Source organism: Thalassobaculum fulvum (genome assembly GCF_014652915.1).
GTDB classification, from domain to species: Bacteria; Pseudomonadota; Alphaproteobacteria; order Thalassobaculales; family Thalassobaculaceae; genus Thalassobaculum_A; species Thalassobaculum_A fulvum.
This window is the reverse complement of sequence record NZ_BMZS01000002.1, coordinates 148,490-168,262: the sequence shown is the minus strand read 5'-3', so window position 1 is coordinate 168,262 and position 19,773 is coordinate 148,490. Positions and strand designations below refer to the sequence as shown.

24 protein-coding genes and 1 riboswitch are annotated in these 19,773 nt (G+C 71.5%); of the genes, 13 read left to right on the top strand and 11 right to left on the bottom strand.

The window, feature by feature from the left end; genetic code table 11:
- The first annotated feature begins 63 nt into the window (after positions 1–63).
- Positions 64–1,044: a ketopantoate reductase family protein gene (locus IE246_RS03930; protein ID WP_189987639.1), complete on the top strand. Its 981-nt coding sequence runs from the start codon at positions 64–66 to the stop codon at positions 1,042–1,044.
- Between the two features lie 3 nt (positions 1,045–1,047).
- On the opposite strand, the gene IE246_RS03925 is transcribed toward IE246_RS03930, so the two are convergent.
- Positions 1,048–2,202: a putative sulfate/molybdate transporter gene (locus IE246_RS03925; RefSeq protein ID WP_189987638.1), complete on the bottom strand. Its 1,155-nt coding sequence runs from the start codon at positions 2,200–2,202 to the stop codon at positions 1,048–1,050.
- A 155-nt stretch (positions 2,203–2,357) separates the two neighbouring features.
- Here IE246_RS03925 and IE246_RS03920 point away from each other — a divergent pair, with 155 nt between their 5' ends.
- From IE246_RS03920 to IE246_RS03910, 3 genes are read left to right on the top strand one after another with little or no spacing between them, the layout of a single operon-like run.
- Positions 2,358–2,825 carry an Lrp/AsnC family transcriptional regulator gene (locus IE246_RS03920; protein ID WP_189987637.1) on the top strand — a complete coding sequence of 156 codons (468 nt, stop codon included), beginning with the start codon at positions 2,358–2,360 and terminating at the stop codon, positions 2,823–2,825.
- A 3-nt stretch (positions 2,826–2,828) separates the two neighbouring features.
- Positions 2,829–3,476, top strand: a complete 648-nt coding sequence (locus IE246_RS03915; RefSeq protein ID WP_189987636.1) for a LysE family transporter — start codon at positions 2,829–2,831, stop codon at positions 3,474–3,476.
- Between the two features lie 13 nt (positions 3,477–3,489).
- Positions 3,490–3,987, top strand: a complete 498-nt coding sequence (locus tag IE246_RS03910) for a hypothetical protein (protein ID WP_229836328.1) — start codon at positions 3,490–3,492, stop codon at positions 3,985–3,987.
- A gap of 13 nt (positions 3,988–4,000) precedes the next feature.
- Here the strand turns inward: IE246_RS03910 and IE246_RS03905 are convergent, their stop codons facing one another.
- Complete coding sequence (locus tag IE246_RS03905) at positions 4,001–4,576, bottom strand: manganese efflux pump MntP (RefSeq protein WP_189987635.1); 576 nt, start codon at positions 4,574–4,576, stop codon at positions 4,001–4,003.
- Between the two features lie 70 nt (positions 4,577–4,646).
- Positions 4,647–4,748, bottom strand: a riboswitch (yybP-ykoY riboswitch).
- A 116-nt stretch (positions 4,749–4,864) separates the two neighbouring features.
- Between IE246_RS03905 and IE246_RS03900 the strand changes: the two genes are divergently transcribed.
- The 3 genes from IE246_RS03900 (at position 4,865) to IE246_RS03890 (ending at position 6,877) form a co-directional block, all read left to right on the top strand.
- Positions 4,865–5,242, top strand: coding sequence for a rhodanese-like domain-containing protein (locus tag IE246_RS03900; RefSeq protein ID WP_189987634.1), 378 nt, complete (start codon positions 4,865–4,867; stop codon positions 5,240–5,242).
- Between the two features lie 183 nt (positions 5,243–5,425).
- The gene (locus tag IE246_RS03895) at positions 5,426–5,815 is read left to right on the top strand and encodes an STAS/SEC14 domain-containing protein (protein WP_189987633.1); all 390 of its coding nucleotides are present in this window, start codon (positions 5,426–5,428) and stop codon (positions 5,813–5,815) included.
- A 102-nt stretch (positions 5,816–5,917) separates the two neighbouring features.
- Positions 5,918–6,877 (top strand): D-2-hydroxyacid dehydrogenase, encoded by a 960-nt coding sequence (locus tag IE246_RS03890; RefSeq protein WP_189987632.1) that lies wholly within the window; start codon positions 5,918–5,920, stop codon positions 6,875–6,877.
- Between the two features lie 18 nt (positions 6,878–6,895).
- Here IE246_RS03890 and IE246_RS03885 read toward each other — a convergent pair whose 3' ends face one another.
- From IE246_RS03885 to IE246_RS03875, 3 genes are all read right to left on the bottom strand, one after another.
- Positions 6,896–7,720, bottom strand: coding sequence for an N-acetylmuramidase domain-containing protein (locus IE246_RS03885; RefSeq protein WP_189987631.1), 825 nt, complete (start codon positions 7,718–7,720; stop codon positions 6,896–6,898).
- A 134-nt stretch (positions 7,721–7,854) separates the two neighbouring features.
- On the bottom strand, positions 7,855–8,442 hold the full coding sequence (locus tag IE246_RS03880; protein ID WP_189987630.1) for an HD domain-containing protein: 588 nt from the start codon (positions 8,440–8,442) through the stop codon (positions 7,855–7,857).
- 58 nt (positions 8,443–8,500) lie between these two features.
- Positions 8,501–9,064, bottom strand: a complete 564-nt coding sequence (locus IE246_RS03875) for a carboxymuconolactone decarboxylase family protein (RefSeq protein ID WP_189987629.1) — start codon at positions 9,062–9,064, stop codon at positions 8,501–8,503.
- A gap of 84 nt (positions 9,065–9,148) precedes the next feature.
- Here IE246_RS03875 and IE246_RS03870 point away from each other — a divergent pair, with 84 nt between their 5' ends.
- Both IE246_RS03870 and IE246_RS03865 read left to right on the top strand, forming a co-directional pair.
- The gene (locus IE246_RS03870) at positions 9,149–10,006 is read left to right on the top strand and encodes an NHL repeat-containing protein (RefSeq protein WP_189987628.1); all 858 of its coding nucleotides are present in this window, start codon (positions 9,149–9,151) and stop codon (positions 10,004–10,006) included.
- Positions 10,007–10,261: 255 nt separating this feature from the next.
- Positions 10,262–11,020 carry a DUF1028 domain-containing protein gene (locus IE246_RS03865; RefSeq protein WP_189987627.1) on the top strand — a complete coding sequence of 253 codons (759 nt, stop codon included), beginning with the start codon at positions 10,262–10,264 and terminating at the stop codon, positions 11,018–11,020.
- A 43-nt stretch (positions 11,021–11,063) separates the two neighbouring features.
- Here IE246_RS03865 and IE246_RS03860 read toward each other — a convergent pair whose 3' ends face one another.
- Positions 11,064–11,570, bottom strand: a complete 507-nt coding sequence (locus tag IE246_RS03860) for a PAS domain-containing protein (RefSeq protein WP_189987626.1) — start codon at positions 11,568–11,570, stop codon at positions 11,064–11,066.
- A gap of 296 nt (positions 11,571–11,866) precedes the next feature.
- On the opposite strand from IE246_RS03860, the gene IE246_RS03855 reads away from it, so the two are divergent.
- The gene (locus IE246_RS03855; protein ID WP_189987625.1) at positions 11,867–12,256 is read left to right on the top strand and encodes a rhodanese-like domain-containing protein; all 390 of its coding nucleotides are present in this window, start codon (positions 11,867–11,869) and stop codon (positions 12,254–12,256) included.
- Between the two features lie 5 nt (positions 12,257–12,261).
- Here the strand turns inward: IE246_RS03855 and IE246_RS03850 are convergent, their stop codons facing one another.
- From IE246_RS03850 to IE246_RS03835, 4 genes are all read right to left on the bottom strand, one after another.
- Positions 12,262–13,458 (bottom strand): EAL domain-containing response regulator, encoded by a 1,197-nt coding sequence (locus IE246_RS03850; RefSeq protein ID WP_189987624.1) that lies wholly within the window; start codon positions 13,456–13,458, stop codon positions 12,262–12,264.
- A 61-nt stretch (positions 13,459–13,519) separates the two neighbouring features.
- Positions 13,520–13,915 (bottom strand): VOC family protein, encoded by a 396-nt coding sequence (locus IE246_RS03845; protein WP_189987623.1) that lies wholly within the window; start codon positions 13,913–13,915, stop codon positions 13,520–13,522.
- Positions 13,916–13,982: 67 nt separating this feature from the next.
- The gene (locus IE246_RS03840) at positions 13,983–14,411 is read right to left on the bottom strand and encodes a gamma-glutamylcyclotransferase family protein (RefSeq protein WP_189987622.1); all 429 of its coding nucleotides are present in this window, start codon (positions 14,409–14,411) and stop codon (positions 13,983–13,985) included.
- Between the two features lie 29 nt (positions 14,412–14,440).
- Positions 14,441–14,614 (bottom strand): hypothetical protein, encoded by a 174-nt coding sequence (locus IE246_RS03835; protein WP_189987621.1) that lies wholly within the window; start codon positions 14,612–14,614, stop codon positions 14,441–14,443.
- 154 nt (positions 14,615–14,768) lie between these two features.
- Between IE246_RS03835 and IE246_RS03830 the strand changes: the two genes are divergently transcribed.
- The gene (locus IE246_RS03830; protein ID WP_189987620.1) at positions 14,769–15,602 is read left to right on the top strand and encodes a phytanoyl-CoA dioxygenase family protein; all 834 of its coding nucleotides are present in this window, start codon (positions 14,769–14,771) and stop codon (positions 15,600–15,602) included.
- Between the two features lie 79 nt (positions 15,603–15,681).
- Here the strand turns inward: IE246_RS03830 and IE246_RS03825 are convergent, their stop codons facing one another.
- The gene (locus IE246_RS03825) at positions 15,682–16,605 is read right to left on the bottom strand and encodes a LysR family transcriptional regulator (RefSeq protein ID WP_189987619.1); all 924 of its coding nucleotides are present in this window, start codon (positions 16,603–16,605) and stop codon (positions 15,682–15,684) included.
- A 155-nt stretch (positions 16,606–16,760) separates the two neighbouring features.
- Between IE246_RS03825 and hpaH the strand changes: the two genes are divergently transcribed.
- Together hpaH and hpaI are read left to right on the top strand one after the other, a co-directional pair.
- Positions 16,761–17,573: a 2-oxo-hept-4-ene-1,7-dioate hydratase gene (gene hpaH / locus IE246_RS03820; protein ID WP_189987618.1), complete on the top strand. Its 813-nt coding sequence runs from the start codon at positions 16,761–16,763 to the stop codon at positions 17,571–17,573.
- Between the two features lie 4 nt (positions 17,574–17,577).
- Positions 17,578–19,770, top strand: coding sequence for a 4-hydroxy-2-oxoheptanedioate aldolase (gene hpaI, locus IE246_RS28220; protein WP_308434475.1), 2,193 nt, complete (start codon positions 17,578–17,580; stop codon positions 19,768–19,770).
- Positions 19,771–19,773 lie beyond the last annotated feature (3 nt).

Below are 19,773 nucleotides of genomic sequence, written 5' to 3'. Positions count from 1 at the left end.
AGAACGATGCCGGTGACGCTATACCGGTCCGGACGCGGCGTAAACGGAAGGGCGGAGCAGGGCATGCGCATCGGCATCGTGGGCGCGGGAGCGGTCGGCGGCTTCCTGGCGGGGCATCTGGCGCGGGCCGGGACCGAGGTGGCCCTGCTGGCCCGCGGGCCGCATCTGGCGGCGCTGCGCGACCGTGGCCTGACGGTGGAGAGCCGGGGCGAGCGCTGGACCGTCAGCGTCCCGGCGTCCGACAAGGCGGCCGAACTCGGGCCGGTCGACGCCGTGGTGGTGACCGCCAAGGCGCCGGCCCTGCCGGCGATCGCGGCGGCGATCGCGCCGATGCTGGGGCCGGACACCCCGGTGGTGTGTGCGATGAACGGCATTCCCTGGTGGTACGACCACGGCCGCGCCGGCGTCGAGAGCCGGACCATCGCCCGGCTCGACCCGGACGGCGCGATCTGGCGCGGGATCGGGCCGGAGCGGGCGATCGGCTGCGTGGTCGACTGCCCGAGCCAGGTCGTCGAGCCCGGATTCGTGCGGCACGTCGCGCCGCGGCCCGGGGCGCTGACCCTGGGCGAGCCGTCCGGCGCGCGGTCCGGGCGGGTCGAGCGGCTGGCGGCGGTGGTCGAGGCGTCGGGCGTGAAGGCGCCGATCGCCGACGACATCCGCGCCGCACTCTGGGCCAAGCTGCTGGTCAACATCTCGCGCTCGCCGCTTGGCGTGCTGACGGGCTTGAGCGAGCGCGGCCTGGCCGAGGATCCCGAGACCCTGGAGATCACCCTGGCGATGATGCGCGAGGCCCGGGCGGTGGCGCGCTCCCACGGCATCGAGGTGCCGTTGGACGAGGCCGGCAACCGCGACCCGCAGCGCCGGTCCGAGCACCGCTCCTCGATGCTGCAGGACTGGGACCTCGGGCGGCCGATGGAGATCGACGGGATCGTGCGGTCGGTCCAGGACTTCGCCCGTGCCGCCGGCCTGCCGACACCGACCCTGGACGTTGTGTCGGCCCTGCTGGTCGCGAAGGCGCGGGTCGCGGGAACCTACCCGGGGTAGCCCTCAGCGGCTGCGGGCGTCGCGCCGCAACAGCCGGCGCACCACGGCGACCCGCACCAGCTCGGCTCCGCAGCCGGCCAGCAGCCCCCAGAACGGATCGGCCCAGAGCGTGACCGCGGCGGTCGCGGCGATCACCGGCAGGCAGGACGGCTTGCCGTCGAACAGCCGCCTGCTGAGCGCCAGCTCGCCGGCCGCCACCAGCAACAGGGCGCCGAGGCCGGCGGCCGGAACCGCCGCCAGCAGCTCGATCCCGAGCCGGCCCGGCGCCAGCGCCAGGGCTGCCAGGGCGAGGCCGAGCAGCAGCGGTGCGGTACCGCTGCGGGCGCCGAACCGGTGGTGGGCGGCCAGCCCGCCGGCGCCGTGGCACATCGGCAGCGCCCCGAACGGCGCCAGCAGCAGGTTGGCGAGGCCGGTGGTCACCGACAGCCGGGCCGGGGTCACGTGGGTGGCCCTGGACCCGTAGTAGTCGCCGGCCAGCAGGGCGGTGATCAGCACCGCGTTGGTCAGGGTCAGCGACAGCTGCGGCAGCACCAGCTGCGTGACCGACTGCCGCAGCTCCGCCAGGGTCGGCAGCGCCGGCAGGGCGAAGCCGGCGGCCGGGTCGCCGGAGAACCCGACGCCCGGAATCTCGACCGCCTGGGCCAGCAGGACCGCGGCGAGGAGCGCGATCAGCGCCGCCGGGTAGCGGGGAACGAGCAGCAGGGCGAGCAGCAGGCCGAGGATCACGGCACCGGCGACCGGCGCGGTCCCCAGCAGCTCGACGGCGACCAGGGCGAGCGCCAGGCCGAGGCCGAGCTGCAGCCCGGCCAGCACCGATTGCGGCACCGCCCGGGCCACGCGGTCGATCCAGCCGGTAACCCCGAGCAGCAGCATCACGGCGCCGATGGTCACGCCTGCGGCGACCAGCCCGGCGCCGGACACCTGGGTGGTCAGCAGGACGGCGGCCACCGCCTTCATCGGCTGCACCGGAATCGGCAGCCGGTAGACCAGGGCGGTCGCGACATAGAACGCGGCGAAGCCGAGCAGGACCGGTGTCGGTGCCAGACCGGCCACCGCAATCACGCCGAGCATCAGAGGCAGCAGCGTGCCGAGATCGCCGAGCGCGCCGCCGACCTCGCACAGGTCCAGGGTGAATCGGTTGCCGGTCGACCGGTCCATGGCGCCGATCTCTCCCTCTCCACGGCGCGAAGGCGACCGCAATCATAGCGGAAGCCCGACAGTCGCGCACCGGGGTCGGCGGAAGATCGGGCCGTCTGGTCGAGATTCTGGAGATCATATTGATCATCGGTATAAGTTCGAGTAATTATCCTGTTATGGATGATGTTGACCGGAAAATTATCGATATCGTGCAGATCGACGGTCGGGTGACGAATGCCGCCCTCGCCGAGGCCACCGGCCTGTCGGTGTCGGCCGCCAACGAGCGGCTGCGCCGGCTGCAGGAGCGCGGGGTGATCACCGGCTGGGGCGCCCGGGTCGACCCGGAGACGGTCGGCCTGGACCTGCTGGCGTTCCTGTTCGTGCTGGTCGACCGCACCGAGCACAACGCCGGCTTCATCGCGGCGGCTTCCGCCCTGCCGGAGGTGCTCGAACTGCACCACGTGACCGGCGAGTGGTCGTACCTGCTCAAGGTCCGGGTCGCCGGCACCAAGGCGCTGGAGCGGCTGGTCAGCGACCGCATCAAGGCGATCCCCGGGGTGGCCCGCAGCCTGACCTTCATCGCGCTGTCGAGCGCCAAGGAGACGGCGGCGCTGCCGGTACCCGGGCCCGAGGGACGGGGCTGACCGATGGCGCCCGAACTCGGGACATCGGAGTTCCTGACCGGGCTCGCCTTCGGGCTGGCGCTGGCCATGCCGGTCGGGCCGATCGGCCTGCTGTGTATCCGCCGCAGCCTGGAGGACGGGTTCGCCGTCGGCTTCGCTACCGGGCTGGGGGCGGCGGCCGCCGACGCCGGCTACGGCGCCATCGCGGCATTCGGGCTGACCGCGGTGTCGGCCTTCCTGCTGGCCTGGCAGGGGCCGCTGGCGCTGGTCGGCGGCGGGCTGCTGCTGTGGCTCGGCCTGGCATCCTGGCGGTCCCGGCCGGCGACCGCGGCGGCGACCGCCGGCCGGGCCAGGCGCCCGCTGGCGGCGTTCGCGCAGACCGCGGTGCTGACCGCCGGCAACCCGCAGACCGTGCTGACCTTCGCCGCCCTGGTCGGCGGCCTGGGCGTCGGGATCGGCGCCGGCGGGGCGGCCTGGGGCCGGGCCGGCGCGCTGGTGGCCGGCGTGTTCCTGGGGTCGGCCGGATGGTGGCTGGTGCTGGCCGGCGGGGTCGCCGGGGTCCTGCGCGGCCGCCTCGGCGAGACCCGCATCCTGTGGATCAACCGGATCGCCGGCCTGGTGGTCGCCGGCTTCGGGCTGGCGGCGATCGCCCGCGGCCTGGGTTTCGTGTAAGGAGAGACGCTGCATGGCGATGGACAGTCCGCATTCCTGGAACAAGCCGGGCAAGGTCTACGACGGCCCCGACGCGATCCTCGCCCGGGTCGCGGCGTTTCGGGCCCGCACCCTGCCGAAGCCCGAGTGGGATCATTTCGCGCACCTCACGATCGGCCACCACTACGTTGCGACCTACGGTGCCGAGGAAGCGCTCGAGCGGCTGCGGAACGACATCTCGCGCTACAACGAGGCCTGCGGGGTGCCGAACTCCGACACCCGCGGCTATCACGAGACCATCACCGCGTTCTACGTACGAAGCATCGCGCGCTATCTCGCGCAGGTGCCGGCGTCGATGCCGCTGCTCGACCAGGTGCACGGCCTGCTGAACGACGCGCTCGGCTCCAAGGCGATCGCGTTCGACTTCTGGAGCAAGGAGCGGCTGCTGTCGACCGAGGCCCGGCGGGCGTGGCTGGCGCCCGACCTGAAACCGATCGACGCGCTGGAGGCGTGGGTGCGGGAGGCCGCCTGACCGCCGCGACCGCTCAGCCGAGCATCCCGGTGTGGTCGAGCAGGATCGCGGAGCCGAGCGCCACCAGGCCGAGGCCCCCGGCGATCTCGGCGACGTTGCCGAGCCGGGCGCCGACCGCGCGACCGACCATCATCCCGAGCGACGCCATCGCGAAGGTCGCCAGTCCGATGGCGGCCGCGATCGCCAGGATGTCGGCCTGCAGCAGGGCGAGCGACACGCCGACCGCGGCGGCGTCGATACTGGTGCCCACCGCAGTCGCCAGCAGCGGCAGCAGCCCGCGCCGGACCGCCGGCTGCCGGTCGGACGGCGCGGCCGACAGGCGCCGCGACCCGTCGAACGCCATGCGCAGGCCGACCAGGCCGAGCAGCCCGAACGCGATCCAGTGATCGACCGCGGCCACGAAGCCGGAGGCGGCGAGTCCGAGCGACCAGCCGAGCAGCGGCGTGACGGCCTCGATCGCGCCGAATACCAAGCCGGTGCGCATGGCGCCGAACAGGCTCGGCCGATGGGCCGCACCCCGTCCGACGGCGGCGGCGAAGGCGTCGGCCGACATGCTGAGCGACAGGACGGCGATCGAGGTGGGAGTCATCCGACGATCCACCGGGCGTGAGACCATGCCTTCCGGCGAGCCCGAACCGCCGGAGTGCGATGGTCTTGCTAGGCGGATGGTGGTCCGCTGACCGCGCCACGCACCTGACGGTGCGAGTGTGTTGACGCGGTCCCGGCCGGTTGGCCGGAAGCTACTCCCCAACGGCCCAGGGTCTACCGCCCGCGCCGCCGTCGGGCAACCCCGCATGGCTGGCGGCCCGAACGCCTTGCCATGACCGCCGGCTCGGCGGCACTCTCCCCGGCAACCGTTTCCAAGGGAGATGCCCCGATGAAGACCGTCCAGCAGATGCTCGCCGACGCCGAGGCCGCGGTGCCGCGGATCAGCCCCGAGGAGGCCAAGGCGCTGGTCGGCCGGCCCGACGTGCTGTTCCTGGACGTGCGCGAGCCGGCCGAGGTCGCGGCCTCGGGCAAGGTGCCGGGCGCGCTGTCGATCCCGCGCGGCCTCGTGGAGTTCCGCGCCGATCCGGCCTCGCCGCTGCACGACGCCTCGTTCGACCGCGCCAAGACGGTGGTCGCCTACTGCGCCTCCGGCGGCCGCTCGGCGCTGGTCGGCAAGGTGCTGAAGGAGATGGGCTACGAGAACGTCCGCAACCTCGGCGGCTTCAAGGGCTGGGTCGACGCCGGCGGCGAGGTGGAGAGCGTCTGACGCCGGTCGGGGCCTGTGGTGCCGCAGGTCGGCTCGATCGGCGACTGGCCCTGAAGTTCCGTGCCGGGGGTTGACGACCGGGGCACCCGACCGCAGTTCACGTGGAAGGGGCGCGACCACGTCGATCCGGCGTGACCCGCGGCCGGACGTCGACGTCTGCAGTCAGGAGACCGGGAGGCGGGTTTGACCGAACCGATCGCCGTCGAAGTAGTCGAGGAACTGAGCCTCTCGATCTTCACGGTGGTTGGCGACGTCCGGGCCGACGAGTTGGTCCGGGTCATCCTGGAGCACTTCCCCGAACACCGGACCGACAACTCGCTCTGGGACCTCGGCGAGGCCGATCTGAGCGTGCTTGCCAAGGACGGAATCGTCAGGATTGCCGAAGCGGGCCAACGCGTTTCCCACTACCGGCGGGCCGACGGCCGTACGGCGATCGTCGTGCAGACCAACGTCGAACGGACGCTCCTCAGGCTCTACGAGGCCGTCAACGAACTGCAGGGGTCGCCGAGGGTCTACCGCTTCTTCGACAACCGCGACGACGCTATCGCCTGGATCGGCGAGTCCGCGCCTTAACCCGGCGTTGCCCCGGCGGAAACGGTCTCGGAGTGCACCGGCCACTGGCTGTGACGGGCCGGCATCGCTAGCGTTCGGGTTCCACCTGGAGGAGCCGACGCCGTGACCGAACCCGCCCATATCCTGCTCTGGACCGACAAGCCCGAGGCCTATGTCGAGGCGGCCGGGGCCGCCGGCCTGTCCGGACGGGTCGTCATCGACACCTTGGCGCGCAAGGACCGGCCGTCCCCCGAGCAGCTCGCCCGCACCGAGGCGCTGATGGCGGTCGGGGCGCCGGCCGGGGTGCTGTCGGCGATGCCGAAGCTGCGCTGGATCCAGTCGATGACCGCCGGGGTCGAGGGCTGGCTGGCGGTGCCGGACCTGCCGGCCGGGGTCACGCTGACCTGCGCGCGCGGCACCCACAGGGAGTCGATGCCGGAGAACATCGTCGCCGGTCTGCTGTACGTGGCGAAGCCGTACGCGGCGGCGGCGGCCAACCAGAAGCAGGGCAAGTGGGTGTCGACGGTCGCCCAGCCGATCAACGGCAAGACCCTCGGCATCCTCGGTCTCGGCGCCATCGGCCAGGAGGTCGCGCGGATTGCCGGCGCGCTGGGCATGCGGGTGATCGGTACCCGGCGCCGGCCGGAGCCGATGGAGCACGTCGAGGCGGTGCTGCCGCCGGAGCGGACCGACGAAGTGCTGGCGCAGTCCGACTTCGTGCTGCTGCTGCTGCCCGCCACGCCCGAGACCGACAACATCATGGATGCCGAGCGGCTGGCGAAGATGAAGCCGACCGCCTGGCTGCTGAACTTCGGCCGCGGCCACCTGATCAGGGACGACGACCTGATCGCGGCGGTCAGGGCCGGGACCATCGCCGGCGCCGTGCTCGACGTGTTCCGCCAGGAGCCGCTGCCCGAGGATCACCCGTTCTGGGGCACCGAGGGCATCCTGGTGCTGCCGCATATCGGCGGACCGCACCCGCAGCGCGACCGCATCGTCGCCCGGCTATTCGTCGAGAACCTGCGCCGGTTCCTCGACGGCGAGCCGCTGAAGGAGGTGGTCGACCGGGCGGCCGGATACTGACCGCCCGGCGATTGCGCATCACACGTCGTTCAGGCGGGCCGAGGTCGCGACCGGGTCGTGATCGTGCGACAGGCCGAGTGCCGCCAGGGTGGCGGGATCGGCGACGCCGGTGATCGGCAGCCCGGCATCGCGCTGGAACTCCCGGATCGCCGCCCGGGTCAGCGGTCCGGTCTTGCCGTCGGTGTCCAGGTTGGCGCCGCGGGCGTTCAGCGCGCGCTGGACGTCGAGCGTGGTCGGGGCGATCGCGCCGCCGCTGTAGCGGGCGTAGGCGTCGGCCATCTTCTCGTCGTAGCGGTTCTGCCGGTAGCCGGGGCCGTTGTAGCCACGGGCGAAGTCGCTCCAGCGGCGGTCGCGCAGTTCGTCGTCGAGCCGGTTGGCGGTGACGAAGCCGGCGAAGGCGTCGAGGTGGGCGCCCTCGGAGACCAGCTGCGCCGTCACATAGGCCTGGACGTCGCCGAACCCGGCGACGGCGAAGTTGACCCCGAGGATCTGGAACATGCCCCAGCTGGTCGACTTCAGGGCGGCCTCGCGGTCGAGCGCTATCGCCTCGTTCAGCCGCTGGTACTCGGCGGCACCGCCCCTGTAGTTGCGCACCCAGGTCGGCGTCGAGATCCCGCCATGGCTGGCATCGTAGCGGCCGCCGGTCAGCTTGTGGAACCAGCGCGACTCGAACAGGATCTTCGGCCGCTTGTCGGGCAGGAAGCCGGACCGGCCGCCGGACTCGACCTCGGCGACCGCCCGGATAGCGGCGACCTCGCAGCCGAGCCGGGCGGCCGCCCGCTCGAAGTCGCTGTCCTTGAGGGGCAGGGCCTGTCCCTTGAACTCGCTGTCGGTGTCCGGCATCGGATCGCCTCCCGGGATTGACGGGCGCGGGCGCTCGGTTCGCGTCGAGCGGTCGCCGCCGGCCGACGGGCGTCGCCTCGACCTTCGGCTTTGGAAGCCTATCCCAAATTTCGCGAAAAGATAGCGAAGCGGTCTCAGGGCTCCAAAGCGCCGCGCCGGACCGCGTCGTCAAGCAGGCGCTCCGCCAGCGCCCACAGCGCCGGGTAGGGCTCGAGGGCGGCGCGCTTGTAGTCGCGCATGAAGCCGGCGGTCACCGGCGCGTGCACCTCGTCGGAGCCGCCGGGTCCCCAGACCAGCAGCATCGGGTGCAGGCTGTCCAGCGCCCGGGCGAACCGGGCCTCCTCGGTCGCGCGCGCCTCGTACTCGGTCCACAGCGCGTGAAACCGGTCGCGCTGGTCGGCCGGCAGCAGCCCGAACAGCCGCTCGGCGGCGGCTGCCTCCTTGGCGGCGACCGCGGCAGCGTTGCCGTCCAGCACCCAGTGGTCGCCGGCCTCGATCTCGACCACGTCGTGCACGATCAGCATCTCGACGACGCGCGCGGTGTCGGTACCGGGCGGCGCGTGCTCGGCCAGGGTCAGCGCCATCAGGGTGAGGTGCCAGCTGTGCTCGGCGCTGTTCTCGTTGCGGCTGCCGTCGTGCAGGCGGTTCTTGCGCACCACCTGCTTCAGCCGGTCGGCGGTCAGCAGGAAGGCCAGGTGACGGTCGAGGCGCTCGGGGATCATCCCGGACCCTTACCCGATCCGGCGCGACTGTCCACCGCCCGCCGGTGTGCCCGGCCGGTCAGGCGCGCTCGGGGAACGGGAAGCGTTCGAGGTAGGGCGCGTAGTCGTCCTCGACGTCGATCCGCAGGCTGGCGAGGATCCGCACGACGCCGCAATAGAAGCCGATGGTGACGATCAGGTCGACGACCACCTCGCGGTCCAGGTGACGCTCCAGGGTGGCGTAGGTCGCGTCGGACACGCCGAGGTCGGTGACCATCTCGCGGGCGGCCTTCAGCACCGCGGTCTCCAGCTCCGGGAACCCGCCGTCGCCGGCCTCGCCGTCGGTCTCGCGCGAGATCGCCCGGATGTCGTCCTCGGTCACGCCGAACTGCTGCAGGCCGAGCCTGGTGTGGTGCGAGTACTCGTAGTCGCTGCGCGTGAGGTAGCCGACCTGAATGATCGCCAGCTCGCGCAGCCGCGGATCGAGCCGGCTGCCATAGCGGATGTGCTGGCCGAGCCCGAGGAACGCCCGGGTCATGCCGGGGCTGTTGACCAGCGCCCGGTGCAGGGTGATCGGCCGCTTCAGCAGGTCGCGGTCGGCCTCGGCGAGATCCTCGGGCGACAGATAGGGGACACGGGCCATGCGGGGTTCCTCGGTCGGGATGGATGCAGGCGCCGGCAGGCTGGCATAGTGGTGCGACGGATGCCGGCAATGGGAGGGCGAGGGATGCTTGCGAACGAGGGGATCGTGACCGACCTGGGCGACCGGCGCTACCGGATCGAGCGCGGCTGGGCCCGGCTGCCCGCCGGCATGGGCTTCGGCATGGTCAGCCACTTGGCGGCGGCGGCCGACGGGCGGGTGTTCGTGCTGCAGCGCAAGGACCCGCCGGTGCTGGTGTTCGGGCCGGACGGCAGTTTCGCGGGCGGGCTGCTGGAGGGGCGGATCGCCGACGGCCACGGCATCCACCTGGACCGCCGGCCCGACGGGTCCGAGCGGCTGTTCGTGGTCGACCGCGACGCCCACGAGATCGTCTGCTGCGATCTCGCCGGCGGCATCCTGTTCACCCTCGGCCGTCGCCACGTCCCGGCCTTCGAGGCGCCGTTCAACAGCCCGACCGACCTGGCGGTGGCGCCCGACGGCGAGATCTACGTGACCGACGGCTACGGCAACACAAGGGTGCACCGGTTCGCCGCCGACGGCCGGCATCTCGGGTCCTGGGGCGGGCTCGGCAGCGTGCCGGGCCGGTTCATGACCCCGCATGCGGTGACCGTCGACGGCCGCGACCGGGTGCTGGTCGCCGACCGCGAGAACGGCCGGGTCCAGGTGTTCGACCGCACGGGCCGGCTGCTCGACATCTGGCGCGGCTTCCAGAACCCGATGGACGTGACGGTCGACGACCGCGGCCTTGTGCTGGTGTCCGACCAGGTCCCGCGCATCCATGCCCTGAACCTCGACGGGACCATCGCCGGCCGCGGCCGCGCCGCCATCAACGGCGCCCACGGCCTGGCGGTCGGCCCGGACGGCGCGGTCTACCTGGCCGAGCTGGCCCCGGAGACGGTGACGAAACTGACGCCGGTCGGGTGAGGGTGCCCGTTGCGCGGGTGGGTTCCGGCTCGCCCGCGCCGAGGGCGGCGCGTCCGTCCGGAATGACGACAATGAAGAACAGGACCTCGACGGCCCCCTCTTCCTGTCGTCATTCCGGACCGGACCGCCGGAGGCAGGACGGAGCCGGAACCCACCCGCCGCTCCATCGTCCGCCGTTACCCGCCGACCGGGGCTGACGCCGCCGCGCTCCGGCGGCATGCTGCCGGCGACACCTGACTTTCCCCCGGAGTCCCCATGACCTTCTCGATCATCGCCCGTTGCCCGGAGACCGGGGCGTATGGCGGCGCCATCGGCACCTCGTCGCTGGCGGTCGGCAACCGCTGCCTGCGAGTGCTGCACGGCAAGGGCGCGTTCCTCAGCCAGCACCGCACCGACGCCCGGCTCGGCGACCGCGGCATCGCGCTGCTGGCCGACGGCGCCTCGGCCGACGAGGCGATCGCCCGGGTCACCGCCGGCGAGCCGGGGATCGAGTGGCGCCAGCTCGCCGCCCTCGACGGCGCCGGCCATGCCGCCGTGCACCACGGCAACCGCATGTACTCGATCTACACCGACACGGTCGGGGACGGCTGCGTCGCCATCGGCAACATCCTGGCCAACGAGCGGATCACCGACACCATGGTCGCGGCCTTCGAGGCGACTTCCGGCGAGGCCCTGGAGGAGCGTTTGCTGCGGGCGCTGGAGGCCGGCCGCGACGCCGGCGGCGAGATCCTGGAGCCGCTGCACTCGGCCGCGCTCAGGGTGACCTCGCCGCACGGCATCGACCGCTGCGACCTGCGGGTCGACAAGGCCGACGAGGCCGTAGGGGCGTTGCGCGAGCTGCTGGCGGCCTATGGCGACCAGGAGGAGATCCTGCGCCGGGTCGCGCTCGAGCCCGACACGGTGCCGGTGTCGCGCGCCCTGTTCGAGGCCTCGATTGCGCGGATCGCCGAGCTCGGCCTCGAGGACCGGTTCCCGACGGCGCGGCGCTGTGCCGACTGGACCCTTCGAGACTGACCGCCGGCGCGGGCCGGGTGGCGCCGTCCGGCGTCGTGCGACCCTACGTGTCCGGGTCGTTCTCGAACAGTTCGAAGGCGACCATGAGCTTGTCGATCCGGCCGGAGGCTTCCGCGAGCGGCATCACGACGCCCTCCCAGCGGAAGATCCGCGAATCGGTCATGAACAGCCGCTCCGAGACCATTTTCGCCTCCCGCGATTCCACCACCGCCTGGAATACAGCCCAGACGAAGGTGGCGTACTGCGGGTCGGGATAGTCCCTGACCGACCTGCCGGTCAGGTCGGCGTCCACGTAATCCGCCCCCTTCACGCTGTGCACCCGGAACCGGAAGTCGAGCGGATCGTGATGGACGTCGACCAGGTTCAGGTTGGGCAGGATGTAGCCGAGCCGGTCGATCTCCATCTGCGCGCGCCGCGGCAGCCGGTCGCCGTCGCACTGGCCCAGCCAGTAGGCATGGATGCGGTGAAGCTTCTCGGACCCGATTTCGGACAGCGACCGGAACCGGGGCACGGCGGCCGACTGACCGGGTTCCAGGTCGAGCCGGAACATATTGCTCCCGTCGCCGGCATGGCGTCCGGTCGGACTGACAGGCGCCGGGGAGCTCGTCGATTCGCGGGCGGCGACCATGGGGGATGGTTCCTCAGTCACGGATTCGACCAAGACCTAGACCCGGAGTCTGGTCGTTCAAGATTCAAAAAACAGTTAAATTTTCGCTTCTTGGTCCGGGCCGGCCGGATCGCCGGGAGGTCCGGGTCCGCCGAACGGCACCTGGCCTGTCCGGTTCCCCTTGGTCCCCGGGCGGCGGCTTGGCAGGATGGGGCGCCGGCAATGAGGAGACCGCCCCCATGAAGCGCGTGAAGGACATGGTGGCCGAGGCCAACACGAGGGTCCGCTCGATCCCGGCGGCCGAGGCCCGGGACCTGCTGGGGCGCGACGACGTGCAGTTCGTCGATCTGCGCGACGTCCGCGAGCTGCAGCGCGAGGGCATGATCCCCGGCGCGTTCCACTGCCCGCGCGGCATGCTGGAGTTTTGGATCGACCCGGAGAGCCCGTACGCCAAGCCGCAGTTCCAGGCCGACAAGACCTTCGTGTTCTACTGCCAGAGCGGTTGGCGCTCGGCGCTGTCGACCCTGGCGGCCCAGGACATGGGCCTGCCGAAGGTCGCCCACGTCGTCGACGGCTTCAAGGGCTGGGTCGGCGCCGGCGGCCCGGTCGAGCAGAAGGAGAAGAAGTAGCTGCGCTATCGCGCCAGGCACCAGGCGGCGAACGCGTCGACCGGCATCGGACGGGCGACGGCGTAGCCCTGCACGGCGTCGCAGCCGAGGTCACGCAGCACGTCGACCTCGTCATCGGTTTCCGCACCCTCGGCCACGCATTTCATGCCGAGGTCGTGGGCGAGCTGGACGGTCGAGGCGATGATCGTTCGGGCCGAGCGGTCGGCGGCGCAGCCATGGACGAAGGCGCGGTCAAGCTTGACCTCGGTGAACGGGATGGCGGCCAGCCGGCCGAGCGAGGAGTGCCCGGTCCCGTAGTCGTCGATCGACAGTCCCGAGCCCTTGAGGCGCAGCCGGGTCAGGATCTCGATGGCTGCCCCCATGCTCTCCAGCGCCGCGGTCTCGGTGACCTCCCAGACGATCCGGGCCGGTTCGATGCCGGCGTGATCGAGGGCTTCGGCCAGCCGGTCGGCAAGGGCGGGGTCGGCGAGCGAGCTGCCGGGCAGGTTGATCGACAGAGTCGGCGGCGGCGTCCCGACCGGCCAGGCCGCCAGGGCGCCCGCGACGGTGCGGGTGACGGCGAGGGTGAAGTCGGCGGTCAGCATCCGGTCGCTCTCGATCACCGGAACGAACCGCCCGGGCGGGATCCGCAGCCCGGCGACCGGCGAGAACAGCCGGGCCAGCGCCTCGGCGCCGCCGACCGTCCCGCTCGCCAGCTCGAGCTTGGGCTGCAGGTCGATCGACAGGTGACCCTGCCCGATCCAGGAGCGGATTTCCGCAGCGGACAAAGCGACGACCGACGGCCCCGGAATGCGGACCGGGGGAACCGGTGCCGCGCCCGCCACCAGGGCATGCAGGGCGGCCCGGGTCACCGGTTTCGCCACGCTGCCGAGCAGGCGCATGCCATAGGCCCGGGCCACCCGCTCGGCCGCCGTCAGGATCGACGAGTGCTCGGCGCTGACCAGCACGACCATCGGCGACAGCCCGCGCTCGGCGACGTGGCGGAGCAGGGCGACGCCGTCCATCACCGGCATCTGCAGGTCGGTGATCAGCAGGTCGAGCTCGCTGCGGCCGTCCAGCTTGGACAGCGCGTCGGCGCCGTGCTCGGCCACGAGCAGGTCGCCGGAGGTGAGCGGCCGGGCGAGCCGGGTGAGGATCTCGCGCTGGTGCGGATCGTCTTCCGCCAGCAGGACGGCGCCCCGGAGCAGCGTGGTCTCGGTCATGGGTCCGCCCGTGCTCCCTGCCAGAGTGCGCAGGGCAGGATACGCTAGTTTTCGGCGAGAGCTACGAATACACCGCGACCTCGATCAGGTTGCGGTCGGGGTCGTAGAAGTACACCGAGGTCATAGCCCCGAGGGCACCGGTCTGCGCCACCGGGCCGTTGGCGATCTCGACCCCGCAGGCGGCCAGGTGCGCCATCGTCTCCTCGACCGGCGAACGGGTGACGAAGCACAGGTCGAGGGCGCCGGGCGCGTCGTTCTGCACGCTCCACCAGTGCGCGGTGCCGGTCGGCCGGACGTTGAACTTCTGGTCGCCGAACCGCAGTGCCGTGTGGGTGTGGCCCTGGTAGTCGAACTCCTCGCGGCGCATGCCGAGCACCTTCTGATACCAGGCGACCGTGGTCTCCAGGTCGCGGCAGTTGATGACCACGTGGTCGATCCGGTCGACGGCGAACGGCATGGGGTCCTCCCGGGGTTCGGCAATGGCGGGCGACGAGACTATCGCCTCGCGGCGCCCGCGCCAGCCGTCAGTCGGTTGCCGGCTCCGCCCGTTCCCACCAGAACGTGCCGGTCGCCGGGTCGTGGCCGATCCGGTCCTGGCGCTCCGACGGCGGGTCGGGCGCGATCAGCAGGTAGATCCAGGCGTGGCCGCCGTCGCTCATCGCCGCCCATTCGCGGCGGTAGCGCGCGCCGTTCTGCTCGAGCCGGTCGAGGGCGGCGAGGCCGGCTTCGTCGACCGCGTAGATCTCGCCGCGTACGAACCCGCCGCCGCCGGCCAGCACGCCTGGGGTCTGCTTGCCCGGGCTGGAGGACGAGGCGAACTGCCGCATGACGAACCGGGCCTCGGCGGTGGTCGCGTCGGCCGCCACCAGGACGGCGCCGTCCAGCAGGGCGGCGTTGCGCGCCCCCCTCATCAGGGTGCCGTAGACGAACACCCGTGCCGTCCCGTCTGCCATGCCGGTTCCCGCTGCGTGCTGGTTGGGTATCAGAGTCCGCGTCCGGTCCGACGGGCCGGCAGCTCCAGTTCGACGCCGCCGAGTGCAGCGAAGCGCGCATGGATCGACCGGCCGAGGTTGCGGGACTCGGATGCTGAGCTGGCCCGAAGGCACAGGCGCCGCATCAATGCGTTGATGAGGTTTCGGATGGTCGGGATCGTCACGCCTGATGCTCCAGGGGTTGCAGAGGACTTGGCTCACTATAGCGCAGTGCGGTGAGGGCCACCCTGGACTCGCAACCGCCGAGGGTCTGAAATACCCACAATGATCGGCGGGCCCACCGCCGCAAAGAAGAGCATCGACCGGAGGAACCATCGCATGAGCACCGCCCTGACCCCCGAGCAGGTCGCCGCCTTCGAGCGCGACGGCTACATCGTGCTGCGCGGCCTGTTCGACGCCGAGGAGGTCGACCTGCTGCGCCGCGCCATGGAGGAGGATCCGTCGGTCCGCGACCACATGCTGGTGCGCGCCGACGGCGAGGGCGGCGGCACCAGGATCGCGCTGTGGAACCGCGCCGGCGACAGCGTCTACGGCCTGGCGGCGCGCTCGGACCGCATGGTCGACGCCGCCGAAGCCCTGCTGGGCGGGCCGGTCTATCATTTCCAGTCGAAGCTGACGGCCAAGGACGCCGGCGGCGGCGGCGCCTGGGAATGGCACCAGGACTACGGTTACTGGTACTACAACGGCTGCCTGTACCCGCGGCTGCTGAGCTGCATGATCGCGCTCGACCGCACCGACCGCGGCAATGGCTGCCTGCAGTTCCTCAAGGGCTCGCACCATCTCGGGCGGGTCGAGCACGTGCAGATCACGCCGGAGCAGAACGGCATCGACCCGGCCCGCGTGGCCGCCGCCGAGCAGCGGCTGGAACGGGTGTACGCCGAGCTCGACCCCGGCGACGTGGTGATCTTCCACTGCAACCTGTTCCACCGCTCCGACCAGAACCGCTCGGACCGCCGGCGCTGGACCCTGATCGTCTGCTACAACCGGGTCGACAACGACACCATCACCAAGGACGACGACCGCTACTACGTGCCGCTGGAGCGGGTGCCCGACGGCGCGCTCAAGGCGGCCGGGCTGAAGTTCGCCGACGCCGGAAACGCCGAGCACTTCACCAGCAAGCCCTACGTGCCGAAGGTCGGCGCTGCGGAGTAGGGGGCGGAGCGGCGCGGCCGTCCGTAGCCTCCTCTGACCGGCCACCCGACGGTCAGGGGGCAAGCATCGGGCACACCGATCAAGCCGAGTCGAATTCTCCGACGTTCGCCTCGATCCAGTCGGTCAGATGTTTGGCGAACCCCTCCGCAGCAGGCGAGAGAGCACGCCGCGTCGACCGGTAGAGGCAGACCTGCCGGATCGATTCCGGCTCCACGATGCGCTTCATCACCAGCCCGAGCCGCCGCGCCAGGATGCCCACATAGGCCGGCGACAGCGTCACCGCCGGCCCGACGGCAGCGATGCCGAGGGCCGTCGAGATGTGATCCACTACCTGGGACGGTGTGATGCGCTCCTCCTCCGGCAAATTGCTCCGCATGCGGGCGACACTGCGCTCGTGGTCACGGCCGGCGGCGACCATCGGCAGGCCGCGCAGGTCCTCCCACTCGACGACTGGCTTGCCGGCAAGCCCGTGTTCGGGCGCGCACCACAGAACCCAGGGGCTGTCGAACAGTGGCAGCCGCTCGACGTCGTCGCCATGCGGGCGGTCCGGGCCGATCGACAGATCGACCTCGCCGGTCGCCACCACGTCCACCAGGCGCTCGACGGCGGCGTCGCGGATCGCGACGACCACCTTCGGGTGCCTCTTGGCGTAGGGCTCGATGATCCTCGGCAGCATCATCCCGGCGATCACCTGGGGGGCGGCGACGCGGATCATGCCGGCGGCTTGATTGCGCAGATCCTCGGCGGCGATCTCCGCCAAGCCCGCGTATCTCAGCACCGCTTCCGCCGAGCTCAGCAGCTCCCGGCCCGGGCCCGAGAGCTCGACCTTGCGCGTGCTGCGGTCGAACAGCCGCAGGCCCAGGGAATTCTCCAGCTCGACCACCAGCTGGCTGACCGCCGACGGCGTCAGGCCCATGCGGTTGCCGGCCTCGGTGAAGCTCAGCGTCTCGGCGACGGTGACGAACGCCTCGAACTGGCGAAGCGTGAAGCGGGAGAGCGGCATCCGATCGGTCGATTTGTTAGGTCTTCTTCATAGTAGCCCAATATTCATCGTTTGTGTGCAACCGCCCTCCTGTGGACAGTTATCGCCAAGCGGATCCCGGCCCCGGCGGCCTTCCATGAAGATCCGGTCAGGATGACAAGCGAGGAAGCCCAAGTATGGCGTGCCACCTGGACGCAACGACCATTCGTGCCCTGGCGCTGGAACTGCACCGGTCTGAACAGTCCGGCGAACAGGTCGAGCATTTCTCGAAGCGTCACCCGGACATGACGATGGACGACAGCTACGCCATCCAGCGGGCCTGGGTCGAGGTGAAGCTGTCCGAGGGTCGACAGGTGAAGGGCCACAAGATCGGCCTGACCTCGCGGGCGATGCAGGTGTCCTCGCAGATCGACGAGCCTGACTATGGCTGCCTGCTCGACGACATGTTCTTCCGCGACGGCGGAGACATCCCGACGGCACGTTTCATCAAGCCGCGGGTGGAGGTCGAGCTGGCCTTCATCCTCGGTCGCCGCCTGGCCGGGCCGGACGTCACGATCTTCGACGTGCTGGCTGCGACCGACTACGTGGTGCCGGCGCTGGAGATCATCGACGCGCGCATCGAGCAGCTCGACCGGACCACCGGTGCGCCCCGCAAGGTGCTCGATACGATTGCCGACAACGCCGCCAACGCCGGTGTGGTGCTGGGCGGTCGGCCGGTGAAAGCGGACGCGGTGGATCTGCGCTGGTGCGGTGCCCTGCTGTACCGCAACGGCGTGATCGAGGAATCCGGGCTGGCTGCCGCGGTGCTGAACCATCCGGCCAACGGCGTGGCGTGGCTGGCCGGCAAGCTCGCGCCGCACGACGAAGGGCTGGAGGACGGCGAGGTCGTGCTGGCCGGCTCCTTCACCCGCCCGGTCGCCATGAGCCGGGGCGACGTGTTCCACGCCGATTACGGCCCGCTCGGCTCGATCGTCCTGAAGATGGTCTGAGCCCATGCGTACGCCCGACAACGGCTTCAAGCAGGCGCTCGCGCGCGGCGAGACACGGATCGGGCTGTGGCTCGCCCTGGCCGACGCCTACGCCGCCGAGCTGTGTGCCGGCAGCGGTTTCGACTGGCTGTTGATCGACGGCGAGCACGCGCCGAACGACCTGCGGAGCATCCTCGCCGCCTTGCAGGCGGTGGCGCCGTACCCGGTGCATCCCGTCGTGCGCCTGCCGCACGGCGATCCGGCGCTGATCAAGCAGGTGCTCGATCTGGGTGCCGCGACGCTGCTGGTGCCGATGGTGGAGACAGCGGAACAGGCGCACACACTGGCGCGCGCCATGCGCTACCCGCCCGCGGGCACCCGAGGGGTGGGCAGCGGGGTCGCGCGCTCGTCGCGCTGGACGCGCTTCCCGGGGTATCTGCGCGAGGCCGACGACCGGGTCTGCCTCCTGGTGCAGGTCGAGTCCGAGACGGGGCTGGCGCAGCTCGAGGCCATAGCGGCGGTCGACGGCGTCGACGGCGTGTTCATCGGCCCGGCCGATCTGGCGGCATCGATGGGCCATCTCGGCCGGCCCGACGCGCCGGAGGTCAGGTCGGCGATCGACGCCGCCATCGCCGCGATCCTGAAGGCCGGCAAGGCGCCGGGCATCCTGGCGACCGACCCCGTCCTGGCGCGGCACTACCTGCAACTCGGCGCGCGCTTCGTGGCGGTCGGCGTCGACACGACCCTGCTCGCCCGCTCGACGGCCGCCCTCGCGGCGTCCTTCGTCGCGCCGCCAGCGGACAAACCTTCGCTCGAGGACCTGCGCGCGGCGTTCTCCGGACGCCTTCTGACCGGCGAAGACGAGATGGAGCCGTTCCTGGTGGACTGGCGCCGGCGCTGGCGCGGACGGGCGCTCGCGGTCGCCCAGCCCGACACCACGCTGGACGTCGCCGCCGTGCTGTCCTGGTGCAACCGCAACCGGGTTCCCGTGGTTCCGCAGGGCGGAAACACCGGGCTCTCGGGCGGCTCGGTGCCGGATGGCAGCGGACGCGCCATCGTGCTGTCGCTGACGCGGCTGTCGCGCATCCGCGCCGTCGATCCGGTCAACAACACGATCACCGTGGAGGCCGGCTGCACTCTGCAGCAGGTGCAGGAGGCGGCACGCGCCGCCGGGCGACTGTTCCCGTTGAGCCTGGCGGCGGAAGGCACCTGCACGATCGGCGGCAATCTCGCGACGAACGCCGGCGGGGTGCGGGTGCTTCGCTACGGCAACGCCCGCGAGCTCTGTCTCGGCCTGGAGGCGGTCACGCCCTCCGGCGAGGTCTGGGACGGGCTGCGGGGACTGCGCAAGGACAACACCGGCTACGACCTCCGCGATCTCTACATCGGCTCGGAGGGAACGCTGGGAGTCATAACCGCGGCGGTCCTGAAACTGCATCCGCTTCCGGCCGTGGAGACCGCCGCCTTCATAGCTGTGCCCGACTTGGAGGCGGCTGTCAGGGTGCTGGAGCTCGGCCAGCAGCGGCTGAACGCGGAGTTGACCGCCTTCGAGCTGCTCAGCGAGGAATGCCTGGGCCTGGTGCTCAAGCACATGCCCGCCCTGCGCCGCCCCCTGGCGGAGCCCTCGCCTTGGTACGTGCTGATCGGCGTGTCCAGCAGCCGCGCCGAGGGCCAGGCCTCGCAGAGCCTCATGGACCTGCTGGAGGCGGCGCTGGAACGCGGCTGGGTCACCGACGCGACTGCCGCGCAGTCGCTCGGGCAGGTTAAGGACCTCTGGGCGCTGCGCGAGAACACCTCGGAGGCACAGGCCCACGAAGGTCCGACGATCAAGCACGACATATCGCTGCCGATCTCCGCGATCCCGGAGTTCGCCATCGGCACGGGCGAGGCGATCGCTTCCGGATATCCCGGAGTCCGGCTGGCCGTTCTCGGGCATCTCGGCGACGGCAACCTGCACTACAACCTGCTGCCCGCTGCCGACCGCTGCGGCCCCGAGCATGCCGAGGCGTTCCGTGCGCTCGAGGCGCCGATCAACCGCCTGGTGCACGACGCGGTGGCCCGCTTCGGCGGCTCGGTGTCGGCGGAGCACGGCCTGGGCGTCCTGCGGCGTGCCGAGGCCGCCCGCTACAAGTCGCCGGTCGAGCTGCGGCTGATGCGGACGGTCAAGGACGCCCTGGATCCGCTCGGCCTCATGAACCCCGGAAAGCTGTTCGCGTGAAGG